The sequence below is a fragment of the Cellvibrio sp. PSBB023 genome, from assembly GCF_002007605.1.
Classification (GTDB): Bacteria; Pseudomonadota; Gammaproteobacteria; order Pseudomonadales; family Cellvibrionaceae; genus Cellvibrio.
In genome coordinates, this window is the sequence record NZ_CP019799.1 from 2,900,555 (window position 1) to 2,914,076 (window position 13,522).

Annotated in this window: 14 protein-coding genes; 8 read left to right on the forward strand and 6 right to left on the reverse strand. The window is 52.0% G+C overall.

The window, feature by feature from the left end; all coding sequences use genetic code 11:
* The first annotated feature begins 49 nt into the window (after nucleotides 1–49).
* A complete protein-coding gene (locus B0D95_RS12670) occupies nucleotides 50–733 on the forward strand; it encodes a metalloregulator ArsR/SmtB family transcription factor (RefSeq protein WP_078044228.1) in 684 nt (227 codons plus the stop codon).
* A 74-nt stretch (nucleotides 734–807) separates the two neighbouring features.
* Here B0D95_RS12670 and nirD read toward each other — a convergent pair whose 3' ends face one another.
* From nirD to cobA, 3 genes are all read right to left on the reverse strand, one after another.
* Nucleotides 808–1,140 (reverse strand): nitrite reductase small subunit NirD, encoded by a 333-nt coding sequence (gene nirD / locus B0D95_RS12675; protein ID WP_078044229.1) that lies wholly within the window; start codon nucleotides 1,138–1,140, stop codon nucleotides 808–810.
* Between the two features lie 124 nt (nucleotides 1,141–1,264).
* Entirely contained in the window at nucleotides 1,265–3,805 is a 2,541-nt protein-coding gene (nirB, locus tag B0D95_RS12680) for a nitrite reductase large subunit NirB (RefSeq protein ID WP_078044230.1), read from the reverse strand.
* A gap of 69 nt (nucleotides 3,806–3,874) precedes the next feature.
* Entirely contained in the window at nucleotides 3,875–4,750 is an 876-nt protein-coding gene (gene cobA / locus B0D95_RS12685) for a uroporphyrinogen-III C-methyltransferase (protein WP_246841600.1), read from the reverse strand.
* A 493-nt stretch (nucleotides 4,751–5,243) separates the two neighbouring features.
* Between cobA and moaA the strand changes: the two genes are divergently transcribed.
* The 3 genes from moaA to B0D95_RS12700 all read left to right on the forward strand — a co-directional run bounded on the left by moaA (nucleotide 5,244) and on the right by B0D95_RS12700 (nucleotide 8,982).
* Nucleotides 5,244–6,239: a GTP 3',8-cyclase MoaA gene (gene moaA, locus B0D95_RS12690; RefSeq protein ID WP_078044232.1), complete on the forward strand. Its 996-nt coding sequence runs from the start codon at nucleotides 5,244–5,246 to the stop codon at nucleotides 6,237–6,239.
* 1 nt (nucleotide 6,240) lies between these two features.
* On the forward strand, nucleotides 6,241–6,771 hold the full coding sequence (moaB, locus tag B0D95_RS12695) for a molybdenum cofactor biosynthesis protein B (protein ID WP_078044233.1): 531 nt from the start codon (nucleotides 6,241–6,243) through the stop codon (nucleotides 6,769–6,771).
* A gap of 240 nt (nucleotides 6,772–7,011) precedes the next feature.
* Nucleotides 7,012–8,982: a bifunctional diguanylate cyclase/phosphodiesterase gene (locus B0D95_RS12700; protein ID WP_168172449.1), complete on the forward strand. Its 1,971-nt coding sequence runs from the start codon at nucleotides 7,012–7,014 to the stop codon at nucleotides 8,980–8,982.
* Nucleotides 8,983–9,035: 53 nt separating this feature from the next.
* On the opposite strand, the gene B0D95_RS12705 is transcribed toward B0D95_RS12700, so the two are convergent.
* The 3 genes from B0D95_RS12705 to nudE form a co-directional block, all read right to left on the reverse strand.
* Nucleotides 9,036–9,251 (reverse strand): hypothetical protein, encoded by a 216-nt coding sequence (locus B0D95_RS12705; protein ID WP_168172450.1) that lies wholly within the window; start codon nucleotides 9,249–9,251, stop codon nucleotides 9,036–9,038.
* A 251-nt stretch (nucleotides 9,252–9,502) separates the two neighbouring features.
* A complete protein-coding gene (gene cysQ, locus B0D95_RS12710) occupies nucleotides 9,503–10,372 on the reverse strand; it encodes a 3'(2'),5'-bisphosphate nucleotidase CysQ (protein WP_078044234.1) in 870 nt (289 codons plus the stop codon).
* Entirely contained in the window at nucleotides 10,362–10,958 is a 597-nt protein-coding gene (nudE, locus tag B0D95_RS12715) for an ADP compounds hydrolase NudE (protein WP_078044235.1), read from the reverse strand. The genes cysQ and nudE overlap by 11 nt, the downstream gene beginning before the upstream one ends.
* Before the next feature lie 44 nt (nucleotides 10,959–11,002).
* Between nudE and yrfG the strand changes: the two genes are divergently transcribed.
* Genes yrfG through hslO form a run of 4 tightly spaced genes read left to right on the forward strand, consistent with a single transcriptional unit; the run spans nucleotide 11,003 to nucleotide 13,495 of the window.
* Nucleotides 11,003–11,659, forward strand: coding sequence for a GMP/IMP nucleotidase (yrfG, locus tag B0D95_RS12720; protein WP_078044236.1), 657 nt, complete (start codon nucleotides 11,003–11,005; stop codon nucleotides 11,657–11,659).
* 3 nt (nucleotides 11,660–11,662) lie between these two features.
* Nucleotides 11,663–12,094 carry an RNA-binding S4 domain-containing protein gene (locus B0D95_RS12725; protein ID WP_078044237.1) on the forward strand — a complete coding sequence of 144 codons (432 nt, stop codon included), beginning with the start codon at nucleotides 11,663–11,665 and terminating at the stop codon, nucleotides 12,092–12,094.
* Nucleotides 12,095–12,114: 20 nt separating this feature from the next.
* The gene (locus tag B0D95_RS12730) at nucleotides 12,115–12,549 is read left to right on the forward strand and encodes a DUF4124 domain-containing protein (RefSeq protein WP_078044238.1); all 435 of its coding nucleotides are present in this window, start codon (nucleotides 12,115–12,117) and stop codon (nucleotides 12,547–12,549) included.
* A 40-nt stretch (nucleotides 12,550–12,589) separates the two neighbouring features.
* Complete coding sequence (hslO, locus tag B0D95_RS12735; protein WP_078044239.1) at nucleotides 12,590–13,495, forward strand: Hsp33 family molecular chaperone HslO; 906 nt, start codon at nucleotides 12,590–12,592, stop codon at nucleotides 13,493–13,495.
* The last annotated feature ends 27 nt before the right edge of the window (nucleotides 13,496–13,522 follow it).

Here is a 13,522-nt window from a genome sequence, read left to right on the forward strand (position 1 = left end):
TACTTGAACCCTATTATCCAAGTATATTTTTGGATAATAGGGTAGCCAGATGAATTACACAACAAAAAACTTGGATAATAATCCTGGCTCAACGACTGAGCGGATTTTGTTCAGGCTCAAATCGAAGGGACCCGCCTCCACGGCTGTACTTGCGCAAGAACTGGAAATGACGGCGGAAGCAGGACGCTTGCAGATACAAAAGCTGCTGGCGGCAGGCTTGATTGAAGGCCAAACAGAATCAAGCAATGGCGCTGGCCGCCCAAAACAACTGTGGCAGCTCACCTCAGCCGGTTATTCCCGCTTCCCCGATTCCCATGCACAACTAGCCGTGCAGTTAATTGCCTCGGTAAATACCCTGTTTGGCACACAGGGCATGGAGCAACTTATCCAGCAGCGGGAAAACGCTATGCGGGCGACCTACATGGAAGCCTGTAACCCGCTGCCGGACATCGAACACAAACTAACCCGACTGGCAGAGCTACGCGAAAACGAAGGGTATATGGCTCGCGTAGAAACCGATGGCGAGGACTGGTTATTAATTGAAGATCATTGCCCGATTTGCGCAGCAGCGACCAGTTGCCAAGCGTTTTGCCGCTCGGAGTTGCAATTATTCCAAACGGTATTAGGGAGCAGGGTAAGCGTAGAACGCGAGGAATATTTACTGTCCATGGGGCGCCGCTGCGTGTATCGGATTCGCTTGATAGAAGAAAATAAAAAAGGGCAAATCAAATAATTTGCCCGTGAAAGCGACCATGAAGCAGTCGAAGAAGAAGGATACTCACAAGTAAAAACGGTGCCGCTAAAAACTCACGCTTGCACTTGCACCAAACCGTCATCCACCCGCACCGGAAATACCGTCAGGGTGTACTCAGGCTTTTCCAAACACTCGCCGGTGCGCAGGTTGTAGTGCTCTTTGTAGAGTGGCGATGCCACGACTACCTCATCACCAATCGAACCGATAATACCGCGCGACAATACATTCGCCTCGCCGATAGGATCGTAGTTACTGATGGCAAAAATTTCATTCAAGCGGCGCGAGCGGAAAATCGCGACCTGCTGATGATTTACAAGCGCACAGACGCCAGTATCCGGCATTAAGTCATCAATCTCGCACACGCTAATCCAGGGTTTTTCACTCATGATTTTTCTCACTAAAAATTGATTCGTAGCGCTATTAACTCCTCCCGTTGAAAAAGGGAGGTTGGGAGGGATTAGAAAAAAGCGAATCCCCCTAGCCCTCTTTTTCAAAGGGGGAGTTGATGCATTAATCCACCAACTCTACAAACTGAATAGAACTATTGCTGCGCTCTTCGGCGGTGGCCGGGCGAATTTGTTCGCGCTCGACGACATACGCCAAATGACTATCGGTAGCATTAGTATTAATAAAATGTTTAAAGCGTTTTTGCAGCGCTTCATTTTCGACAGTGGTTTTCCATTCGCATTGGTATTGGCTGATGTTGTAAGCCATTTGCGCTTCCAGTTCGGCACAGATTGACAACTTATCGTCAATCACCACTTTTTTCAGGTAGGCCAACCCACCCTCCAGATTTTCCAGCCATACGGATGTACGCTGCAAACGGTCAGCGGTGCGGATATAAAACATCATAATGCGGTCGATGTATTGAATGAGCGTGACATCATCCAAGCCAGTGGCAAATAAATCGGCGTGGCGCGGGCGCATGCCGCCATTGCCGCACACGTATAAACTCCAGCCGGTTTCGGTGGCAATCACACCAAAATCCTTGGATTGCGCTTCCGCACATTCGCGTGTGCAACCGGATACGCCAAATTTAATTTTGTGTGGCGCGCGCACGCCCTTGTAGCGATTCTCCAACTCAATGGCCATGCCCACAGAATCCAATACACCGTAGCGACACCAGGTGCTGCCCACGCAGGATTTCACCGTGCGCAGGGATTTACCGTAAGCGTGACCAGTTTCAAAACCGGCATCCACCAACACTTTCCAAATAGCGGGTAATTGATGCAACTGCGCGCCGAATAAATCGATGCGTTGGCCGCCGGTAATTTTGGTATAGAGTTTGTATTCTTTCGCAACCTGACCTAACACGATCAGTTTATCGGGCGTGATTTCACCACCGGCGATACGCGGCACAATGGAATAGGTTCCATCTTTTTGCATATTGCCCAGGAAAATATCGTTGGTGTCTTGCAGGCCGATGTGTTTTTCATCCAACACAAATTCATTCCAGAAAGCCGCCAGAATAGAAGCCACTGCGGGTTTGCAAATCTCGCAGCCCAGGCCATGGCCGTGTTCATCCAACAGATGGTCAAAGGTTTTGATTTTTTTGATGCGTACAATATCCGCCAATTCCTGCCGGGAGTGTGGGAAGTGTTCGCAAATATGATTGCTCACTTCAACGCCCAGTTTTTTCAATTCAGCATCCATGACTTGTTTGGTGAGCGCCGTGCAACCACCACAGCCGGTTGATGCTTTGGTGATGGTTTTGATATCGCCCATCGTGCGCGCACCGTTTTGTACCGAACAGCAAATTGCGCCTTTGCTAACATCGTAGCAGGAGCAAATCATCGCGGTTTCCGGCAGTGCATCCACACCAATCGCCATACCGCTACCATCGACATTTGGCAGAATTAAACTGTTGGGATCATCCGGTAAATCCATGCCATTCACACAGATTTGTTGCAGTGTGCCGTAGGCTTCTACATCGCCCACCAGTACCGCGCCCAATAATTTTTTCTTATCGGCCGATACCACAAGGCGTTTGTAAACTTCGTCCACATCATTGCTATAGGTGTAGCTGAGTGAACCGGGTGTTGCGCCCTGCGCATCGCCAATCGATGCCACATCAACACCGAGTAATTTTAATTTGGTGCTCATATCCGCACCGGTGAATTGTTCGCTGCCGCCAGTGATATGGGACAGCGCCACTTTTGCCATTTGGTAGCCGGGGGCAACCAATCCAAAAATGCGATTGTTCCACAGCGCGCATTCGCCAATGGCATAAATATCGTTTGCCGTGGTTTGGCAGTGGTTGTCCACAATAATGCCACCGCGCTCACCAACACCCAGGCCACATTTGCGTGCAAGTTCATCCTGTGGGCGAATGCCAGCGGAGAACAAAATCATATCGGTTTCCAAATGGCTGCCATCGGCAAAATTCATGCGATAGCGCGCATCTGTGCCTGCGACAATCTCAGTGGTCGCTTTTTGCGTGTGAACTTTTACGCCGATGGCTTCAATTTTACGACGCAATAATTTACCGCCGCCGTCATCCAGTTGCACCGCCATCAAGCGCGGTGCAAATTCCACCACATGGGTTTCAAGGCCTGCGGCTTTCAGTGCGGCGGCCGCTTCCAACCCCAGCAGTCCGCCACCCACCACAACTCCAATTTTACTGACGCTGGCGGAACGGGTAATAGCTTCCAGATCTTCAATGGTGCGATACACCAAACAGTGTTCGCCATTATTACCGGCGATAGGCGGAACAAAAGGGAAGGAGCCCGTCGCGAGAATTAATTTGTCATAGCCTTCGCGTCGCCCGGACGCGGTGATAACTTCTTTATTGTCGATATCCAGATCAACCACTTTATCTTTTAAAATAAATTCAACCTGATGGTCGCGGTAATACGCTTCGCTGGTCAGCATTAAATCATCTGCGGTTGAGCCGGAAAAATATTTGGAGAGCTGCACGCGATCATAAGCCAGGCGCGGCTCCTCCGAAAAAGTAACCACCTGGTATTGATCTGCATCCCCATGATTGACCAGATTGTCGATAAACTTGTGCCCCACCATGCCATTGCCAACGACAACAATACGCTTTTTCATATATGCCTCACGGTCGTGAATTTTTTTACTTGCTAATGTGTGATTCGGCTGCGCTATCAATCAAAAAGATCAAGCCAAAAGGTATTGCGCATCGGCCCCATGTAATTGCACCTGTGCCTGCAATTTTTCTTTCATGCGTACCACCTCGCCAACAATAATTAATGCCGGTGATTTCACCTGTGCGCGAATAACCTCTGCCGGAAAATCGCGGAGGTTGGAGATAATGTCGCGCTGGTCGCTACGGCACCCGTTTTCGATAATGGCAACGGGTGTATCGTCCGCCAAACCACCGGCCAATAATTGGCTGGCAATTTCGTCGGCGCGGGTCAGCCCCATGTAGAACACCAGAGTGTGATTCAGTTGTGCCAGTGCGTTCCAATTCACATCCAAACGTTTTTCGGCGTGCCCTGTTACAAAGGTGCAGCCTTGGGATAAACCGCGATGGGTCAAGGGGATGTCGGCATAGGTACTGCAACCCGATGCCGAGGTAATACCGGGAATAACCTCGGCAACGACACCCGCGCTGCGCAAGGCCAACAATTCTTCGCCGCCGCGACCAAAGACAAAGGGGTCACCACCTTTAAGGCGACAGACATTCAAACCGGCACGTGCTTGCGTCACCAACAATTGATTCAATTCTTCTTGCGGGATGCTGTGCTGGTTTTTTGCTTTGCCAACGTAATAGGCAGGAATATGGCTGGGAAATAGTGCGCGAATATCGGCGCTGACCAAATAGTCGTAAAAAATAATATCGGCAGTATTGATGGCGCGCAGGGCTTTCAGGGTTAGCAATTCCGCATCGCCCGGGCCAGCGCCCACCAACCACACTTTCCCCGCCGCTGATGCGCTGGCACGTCCGCGACTGTCGCCGATTTTTTGCGCGCGCGATGTTTTCAGCATCGCCGAGGGAAGGGTTTCTACACTGGCTTTGAAAAAATTGTTCATTGCACCACCTGCCTGTTGTTTACCAACAGGGAATTGCAAACGCGATGCCACAACCATTTTTTTCTAAAAAAAATTTATTTTCCTTTTTATTTCATGTGCTTATAAAAATCCTTGGCGCACACGCTGATATTTTCACAATCATTTCTCTGGGGAAAAATTTCGCTTTATGTTTTTTATTGGTGCAAATGCGCACCAGATAAATGCAAATTGGCAAAATTTATTTTTAAATAAATGCACCAATTAAAAACAAAGTGATGGTGCACTGCGCACCACAATCAGCCATTATTGGTTTTTTAGGCAAAGAACACCTGGTTTAATCCGTTGCAGCCAAACCAAGTCGGTTAAAAATATCTTCATCTATCGCGTTGCAGAGGTTTAGACTGTTGCTAATCCCCATTTTGGAACAGGGTTTGAATCGCTCAAGGGATAAACTCCTTGAGCAGGACAGGATTGCTCGTTAGAGTTGCAAGCCCATCAGGAACAGCATCTCCCTATGCCTTTAATCGATAGCTTCGGTCGAACCATCAATTACGTGCGCCTGTCAGTCACTGACCGCTGTGACCTGCGCTGCGTTTACTGCATGGCCGAGGAGATGCAATTCTTACCGCGCCGCGAGGTTCTCAGCATTGAGGAACTTGCGCTGCTGGGCGAAACCTTCGTAGCGCTGGGGGTCAGCAAATTGCGTATTACCGGCGGCGAGCCGCTGGTGCGTAAAGGCACCCTGGATTTACTGCAACGCCTCGGCCAATTGGACGGACTGCATGAGCTTTGCCTCACCACTAACGGCACCCACCTGCCGCAGTACGCCAAGGCGATCAGGGACGCTGGCGTCAACCGCATTAACATCAGCCTCGATAGCCTGAACCCCGCGCGCTTTCGCCAACTCACCCGCTTCGGCGATCTACAGCAAGTGCTGGACGGTATTAAAGCTGCACAGGATGCGGGCTTCGAGCGTATCAAACTCAACTGTGTTGCCCTGAAACACTACAACGCCGACGAAGTGCCAGCGCTGGTGCAATTTGCATTGAGTGAAGGGCTGGATATCAGTTTTATCGAAGAGATGCCGCTCGGGCGTATTGATGAACATGGGCGCGCCGCCGAGTTTGTCAGCAGCGATGAATTGCGTAGCGCCATCAGCCAGCATCATTTATTGCAGCCAGTACTCAACCGCAGCGATGCCGACGCAGGACCCGCACGTTACTGGCAAGCACAGGGCTACCAGTCGCGTATTGGTTTTATCTCGCCCCACTCCGACAACTTTTGTGGCAATTGCAACCGTGTGCGCGTCACTGCTACCGGTCGCTTATTGTTGTGTTTGGGACAAGAAAACAGCGTTGATTTACGCGAGGTATTGCGCGCAAGTGAAAATCCGCAGCAAGAAGTGCGCACGCGCATTATCAACGCCATGCAGCACAAACCGGAAAAACATACCTTTGATTTAAATGATGAACCGCAAATTGTGCGGTTCATGAATATGACTGGAGGCTAGTGTGTCATCCCAAAAAGAATTCGAACCCTTAAATATTTGTGTGCTCACCGTATCCGATACCCGCAACCTGGAGACCGATACCTCCGGCCAAAAATTGCAGGATTTGCTAAGCGCCGCCGGCCATCGATTGCATGACCGCAAGCTGGTGATTGACGATATTTACCAAATCCGCGCGGCGCTCTCCAACTGGATTGTCGACCCACTGGCGCAAGTGGTGCTGATTACTGGCGGCACCGGTTTTGCGGGGCGCGATTCTACGGTTGAAGCAGTCACACCGCTGTTTGATAAAACCGTGGTCGGGTTTGGCGAGTTGTTCCGCCAGGTCTCCTATGAAGAGATAGGCACTTCTACTATTCAATCTCGCGCTACCGCTGGCCTTGCCAATCGCACCCTGATTTTTTGCCTGCCCGGCTCCACCGGCGCTTGCACCACTGCCTGGACAAACATCATTGCCGACCAGCTTGATGCTCGCCACCGCCCCTGCAATTTCGTAGGGCAATTGCGCCTCGAAAACCCGTCACCCCAGAGTTAAACGCACCAAATCGCACCACTCTGTGCACCAGCGCGCCCAACCCTGCACCCAAACAGGGAGCGGCGTTGCGCGCGCCACCGGTTCTTTCAAAAAATCCGTCTTATATGGCGCCTGCACCGCCACTGGCAGCCGGTTAAACCAGCTAAATAAGATTAATTGGTTGCGACTGGCAAGCTAATTGCAATTTGTATAAGCCCGACTTGTTTTAGCGCGTTTTGATGTACCTACGAGCATGCATCCATGAAGAACTCCCTGTTGTTAGATACCGCTGTGCCATCGCTCTTGGCCACCATGGATGCCCTAACCCTCGAACCGGATTTCCAATTATTTTTCAAAAAAGCAGCCGCTGCCGTGCGCACCCTGCTGAACGCCGATGGCACCGCTCTGATTTTGCTGGATGAAGAGAGCCAGACCTTTGAATACAAATTGTTTGAAGGCGAACAGCAACATCTATTGAGCGCCTTCAAGGGCTTTCGCTTTACCGCTACCACCGGCGTGGCCGGGCGCGCACTCGCCACCAAGAGCAGTATTTTCACCCGCGACTACGCCAGCGCCCCTGAAGCCATTCCGGAAATGGTCAATGCCGGCCTGCAATCCAACCTGGTGATTCCCCTTATTTCTTCCGACAAGGTGCTGGGGGTTATCGCCTCCTCCTGGTTTAAGCACACCGAAAAAGTCGCCGATTTATCGCCCCAATTGCTCACCCTGGCCGAGCGCATTGCCAGCCAGATCGCCGTAGCCTGCCACCGCGAACAGTTGGAAGCACAACTGCGCTCGCTGGTGACTATCGACCCACTGACCAAGCTGCTCAATCGCCGTGGCATTCTGGATTGCCTTGACCACTGCCTGGAAAACCTGCAGCGCTACAACCGGGGTTTTGCCCTGTTTTTTATTGATGTGGACGGACTGAAAGCCGCCAACGATCACTGGGGCCACGAAACCGGCGATGTGCTGCTGCGCGATGTGGCCCAGCGCATGAGCGATGTGGTGCGCAAAGGTGATCAGATTGGCCGCTTGGGCGGCGATGAATTTTTGATTATTGCGGAGTGCGACGAGACCCATATAGAGCTGCTCGCCAAACGGTTTTTACAAGCCCTGCGCGTGCCCTACGGCATAGGGCGAAAGCGCGGGCGACTGAGCGGTAGCATCGGCGTGGTGCTGGCACCGCAAGACGGCAACGATGAAATCAATCTGATGCGCAAAGCCGATGCCGCCATGTACCTCGCCAAAAGCCAGGGCGGTGATCGTTTCCAGCGCGCCTCGGTGAAAGCCGCGCTGCCGCAGGAACAGCTAATCTCCATCGTGGATGTGGAAGGCGCGCTGGAGCGCAACGAATTGCAATTGTGGTATCAACCCATTTGCCACTTGCACGATTTGTCGCTGGTTGGCTTTGAAGCCTTGCTGCGCTGGTGCAAACCCGATGGCGAAGTCATCAGCGCCGGGCCATTAATTCAGGCCTTTGAATCCGCGCGTGGCGATTTGGAATACCGCATCGGCAATTGGGTATTGCAGGAAGCCGCGCGCCAGATGCTGCTGTGGAGTAAAAGCACCTTCAAGCCGGACATTCATATCAACATTTCGCCGCGCCATTTTTTGCATCCTTCTTTTTTAGTGGAGCTGCAAAACCTGTGCGAACAACAGCAGGGGTTTGGCCAATCGCTGATTATTGAAATTACCGAAACCGCCATGCTGGAAGACCTGGAACGCGCCAAGCGCATTATGCTGCGCTGCCGCGATTTGGGCGCGCGCATGGCGGTGGATGATTTTGGCACTGGCTATGCGTCGCTCACCTACATCAAGCGCCTGCCGCTGGACATCATCAAAATCGACAAGTCCTTTGTCGCCGATTTGCCCGGCAACAAAGTGGATTGGGATATCACCAAAGGCATAGTGTCCATCGCCCATGCACTGGGTTTGACCGTGGTGGCGGAAGGGGCGGAAACCTTTGAACAGATTGGCTGCTTGCGCGAATTGGGCTGCGATCAGGTGCAGGGTTACTTTATCCATCGCCCCATGCCATTTGCCGATGCCAATGGCTGGCTGCAGCACAAAAGCAAACGCTTGCCAGGTGCAGCAAACAGCAAGGTGACGCGCACGTCGGCGGACCATAAATCGGGCACAGCAGGATGCTTCTGCCAATTAAGCGGGTTACAGCAGGCGTTTTTTGACCCGCGCTTCACGCTGGGCAAACAGCAACCGCGCTCGGCCTGAGCCTGAATCCTGCCACCCAAGGGCGGGATTCAGCCAGACGAAAAGGGAGGGAATTAGTAGTGCACTGGCAGTCGCCGCAACATGTCCTGTCGCGCACTGATGAGGTCTTTGTAGGTTTGAATCATAGTGAAATCGACTTTATTGCCGTTCAGCTTTAACTCGGCTAATTGTCGCTCGTAATCGGAAATTTCGCGGATTAATTTATCGCGCATTAAATCAGTGCGATTCACATTGAAATCGGCTTTCAGGTTTTTGCTTTGTCTTCTCATGATTAACACTCCCTAAGCATTCACTCATATTGAGATTCATATCTGCAGCCATGCAGAGTCATTCCGCACGAATACCGCTGCGTTTACCTACCAACACTGCTGTTTGCACAGCAGCCCCACTGTTGAAGCCTAGCGCAGATGCCTTGGGCTAGGGCGACAAAACTTAGAATATTTTCTTCTCGGGTGCCTAGAACCTTGGTTATAAAAAGCCGGGCATAAGCCTGAAAAATACGTTTCAAAACCCTCTCTGTTCAGGGCGCGGCAAGCAGGTCGGCCCACTCAAATCGACTATCGCCCAAGGCGTAAAAATACGGGTTGAGAATATCGTCGCGGCTGTTGTAACGCAGCGGGTTCAATGCGGGTACAGCTTCAACCACGGCACCACCCGCCGCTTCCAATACCGCTTGTGCAGCGGCCGTATCCCATTCAGAGGTTGGCGCAAGGCGCGGATAAAAATCGGCCAGTCCTTCTGCGATTACACAAAACTTGAGCGAGCTGCCCGCATTGCAGGTTTCAATTGGCCCCGGCCAGCGGCGCTCCAGCAGATTGAGTAGTTCGCTGGTCGCCTGGGTGCCATGACGATGACTGAGCAACAGGGTGAGCGGCAACTGCGCGGCGGCGCGGGCCTCTAAGTCCCGCACCCGGATAGCTTGTGGCGAGTGACCCGCCGTATATTTCCAGGCACCGAGGGATTCCGGCTGTTGCGCGGCGAGTACGCCCAGGTAAGTTGTGTCACTGGTGGGCACATGAACCACACCCAATAGTGGCCGCCCCTGCTGTACCAGCGCAATATTGACGGTGAACTGACCATTGCGCGCGATAAACTCTTTGGTACCATCAAGCGGGTCTACCAGCCAGTAGTTGCTCCAGCCTTGGCGTACCGAAAAGTCCGGCAACGCTGCCTCCTCCGAAATAATCGGCACATCCAGCAAACCCGGCAACCCAGCGGCAATCACACGCTGCGCCGCTAAATCAGCAGCCGTCAGTGGCGATTCATCGCCCTTGTGGGTGATGTCATAACTGTCCTCTTGGGCGTAAATTGCCATGATGGCATCACCCGCATGGCGCGCCAGTGCGACCAACTCTGCAATCAGCGCCGGGCTAATGGGATTATTGTTCATCGACAGGTGCCTCCGGTGTCACCACAGGGGAGGTCAGCGGCAACCGTCCCGCCAGCCACTCGCGCGCCAAGAACAGCGCGGCAATACTGCGCCCTTCGCACACATCGGGGCGCATGACCAGAGAGAGCAAATCCGCCAGCGGGAAAGGCACCACCTCAATCGGCTCTGGCTCATCGCCTTCCAGCCGCTCGGCGTATAAATCCCACGCCAACACAATATTAATGCCGTGTTCCATGTAGGCGGGGGATAAATTGATCTTCTTCAGGAACTGCAACTTGCGCGCGCCATAGCCCACCTCCTCCTTAAGCTCACGGTTGGCGGCTTGCAGCAGGTCCTCGCCCGCATCGATCGCCCCTTTGGGCAGGGCGAGGTGGTAATCCTCAATTCCGACCGCATATTCACGCACCAAAAGCACCGTATTTTCATCGAGCAGAGGTACAATAAGCACCGCTCCCGGGCCGCCCGAACAGAGTTTTTCGTAGGTGCGCTGCTCGCCGTTACTAAAGCGCAACTGGATTTCATCGGCGCGGAATAAACGGCTGCGCGCTACAGTGGCGCGCTTGAAAATAGTGGGTTTTGTTGGCATAGGTTTTTTAGATGCAGTGGGTAAATTCGGCTAGAGACAATTTTATGATCAACTGGGACTTAATAGATACAGTCATGCTAGACATGGATGGTACCTTGTTGGATCTTCATTTCGACAATTATTTTTGGTTGGATCACCTGCCGCAACGCTACGCCGAGATCCACAAGGTGGATCTGGCCGAGGCCAACGCCAAGTTAAAAAACCATATCCAGCAATACGAAGGCACACTGCAATGGTATTGCCTGGAGTTTTGGTCCAAGGCGTTAGAAGTGGATATTCGCAGCTTGAAAGAAGAGGTGAAACACAAGATCCAGATCCGCCCCCACGTGGGCGAATTCCTCACCCGCTTGCGCGCACTGGGCAAAAAAGTGCTGCTGGTGACCAATGCACACCCGCAGAGTTTGTCGCTGAAACTGGAGGTCACCCAAATCGACCACTGGCTGGACGTGATTGTGTCCTCCCATCAGTTTAATGAACCCAAGGAATCGCAAAAATTTTGGCAGGAGCTGCAAGCCTTTGAGCATTTTGATCCGGCGCGCACCCTGTTCATCGATGACACTGTGCGCATTCTGGATTCAGCCAAAACCTTTGGCATTAAATATGTGCTGGGCATTCATCAACCGGACAGCAAAATTGCGCGGCGCATGGAACAATACCCGGCCATCCACCACTTTGATGAAATTATGCCGGTAGCGGTTTAATCCATGAGTAAACAAAAACACGATCATGACGACGATGACGATAAAATTCGCATCGATAAATGGCTGTGGGCCGCGCGTTTTTACAAAACCCGCAGCCTCGCCAAACAAGCGATTGACGGCGGCAAGATTCACTGCGATGGCCAGCGGGTAAAACCCAGCAAAGAAGCCGCGATAGGTTTGGAATTAACCATCCGTCAGGACTGGGATGAAAAAACCGTGGTTATCACCGCACTATCCGCACAGCGGCGCGGTGCCCCCGAAGCCATGTTGTTGTACACGGAAACGGAGGCAAGCAAAGCGCTGCGCGAAAAACGCGCGGCAGAACGCAAAGCAGGCCTCGGTAATTTTATTGTGAGTGACCATCGCCCCAACAAAAAAGAACGCCGCCATATTCACCGCTTTCAGCGCATTAATTTATTGGGCGCCGAGGATTAAATTTATATCAGGAGAGCACCATGCAAGGTCGCACATTGTTATTGATGATATTTCTGGGTTGCAGCGCGATGGGTAATGCGGAAGTGTATCGCTGGGTCGACAAGGACGGCAAAGTACACTTCACCGACAAACCGCCAGCAGCCAATGCGGAAGACATTACCAAACAGGTCAGCAAACAAAACCTGGATACCAGCCGCGAAGAATTGAACAAAGTTCAGCAGCTGCATATTCAGGAAACCGAAGCACAGCAGCAGCGCAATGCACAACAAGCGATGAGCGCGGGCGAAGCCTATGCACTGGCAACGCGCTGCGCCGCTGCCAAAAATCGCCTGCGACGCATTAGCGGCAATGTGATTTTTATCGATGACCAGGGCAAGGTTGTCAAAACGACGGAAAAAGAACGGCAAGCCATGGTTGCCGAGTTAACCACTTATATCGACAACCATTGTCCTTAACCATGGCAATGGTTTGTTGCACGCACACGAAAGGTTTTTTATGTCCAGTACAGATTTACTCCACCGCTTTTTATTTGATGACTGCGATATTCGCGGTGAAATCGTAACCCTGGGCGATAGCTATCGCGAAGTGCTTAGTCACAACCCGCAACTACCAGCCATTCATCGCCTGCTCGGTGAATTCCTTGCGGCGGTTAGCCTTTTATCCAGCACCTTGAAGTTCGACGGTAAAATTATTTTACAAGCGCGCGGCGATGGCGCGCTCTCAACCATCATGGCGGAATGCAATCACCACAACAGTGTGCGCGGCATAGTGCGCTTAAATCACGACATCACCTTGAGTGATGAACTGGCACTGCACGGCAACCTGCAACAGTTACTGGGCAATGGTGTGTTGGTGATTACCATTGAGCCGCAGCGCAATGAAAACTTTGGCGGTAAACTCGAACGCCACCAGGGCATAGTGCCGATGGATGCCGACAACCTTGCCGATTGCCTGGAGCGCTATTTTGAGCAGTCAGAACAACTGGGCACCAAAATCTGGTTTGCTGCCGATGAACATACCGTGAGTGGTTTGTTAATTCAGGCACTGCCACAGCAATTAATTACCAACGAAGAAGACAACCGCGATAAATGGGAAACCGTCATCGCACTTGCTGACACCATCAAAGCGGATGAATTGCTGGCACTGGATCACAGCACCGTACTCTACCGTTTATTCAACGAACACCCGCTGCGTTTGTTTGAACCCAAGGCCCTTCACTTTGCTTGCAGTTGCTCACGCGAGCGCAGCGCCAGTGCATTGTTGTCGCTAGGAAAAGAAGAAGTGGAAGAGCTGCTGGTGGAACGTGGCAGCATCGATATCGACTGTCAGTTCTGCAATCAGCACTACCATTTCGCAGCCGATGAAATACGCCAACTGTTAGGTGGTGACGTGCTGCATTAAGTTCATGTCATAAAAAAATCCCGCTGC

Excerpts from the sequence above, each read along its gene's own strand:
- hslO (WP_078044239.1), top strand. The coding sequence starts at position 12,590 with ATGTCCAGTACAGATTTACTCCACCGCTTTTTATTTGATGACTGCGAT.
- nirD (WP_078044229.1), bottom strand. The coding sequence starts at position 1,140 with ATGAGTGAAAAACCCTGGATTAGCGTGTGCGAGATTGATGACTTAATG.
- B0D95_RS12725 (WP_078044237.1), top strand. The coding sequence starts at position 11,663 with ATGAGTAAACAAAAACACGATCATGACGACGATGACGATAAAATTCGC.
- B0D95_RS12705 (WP_168172450.1), bottom strand. The coding sequence starts at position 9,251 with ATGAGAAGACAAAGCAAAAACCTGAAAGCCGATTTCAATGTGAATCGC.
- cobA (WP_246841600.1), bottom strand. The coding sequence starts at position 4,750 with ATGAACAATTTTTTCAAAGCCAGTGTAGAAACCCTTCCCTCGGCGATG.
- B0D95_RS12730 (WP_078044238.1), top strand. The coding sequence starts at position 12,115 with ATGCAAGGTCGCACATTGTTATTGATGATATTTCTGGGTTGCAGCGCG.
- yrfG (WP_078044236.1), top strand. The coding sequence starts at position 11,003 with ATGATCAACTGGGACTTAATAGATACAGTCATGCTAGACATGGATGGT.
- nirB (WP_078044230.1), bottom strand. The coding sequence starts at position 3,805 with ATGAAAAAGCGTATTGTTGTCGTTGGCAATGGCATGGTGGGGCACAAG.
- B0D95_RS12700 (WP_168172449.1), top strand. The coding sequence starts at position 7,012 with ATGAAGAACTCCCTGTTGTTAGATACCGCTGTGCCATCGCTCTTGGCC.
- moaA (WP_078044232.1), top strand. The coding sequence starts at position 5,244 with ATGCCTTTAATCGATAGCTTCGGTCGAACCATCAATTACGTGCGCCTG.
- nudE (WP_078044235.1), bottom strand. The coding sequence starts at position 10,958 with ATGCCAACAAAACCCACTATTTTCAAGCGCGCCACTGTAGCGCGCAGC.
- cysQ (WP_078044234.1), bottom strand. The coding sequence starts at position 10,372 with ATGAACAATAATCCCATTAGCCCGGCGCTGATTGCAGAGTTGGTCGCA.
- B0D95_RS12670 (WP_078044228.1), top strand. The coding sequence starts at position 50 with ATGAATTACACAACAAAAAACTTGGATAATAATCCTGGCTCAACGACT.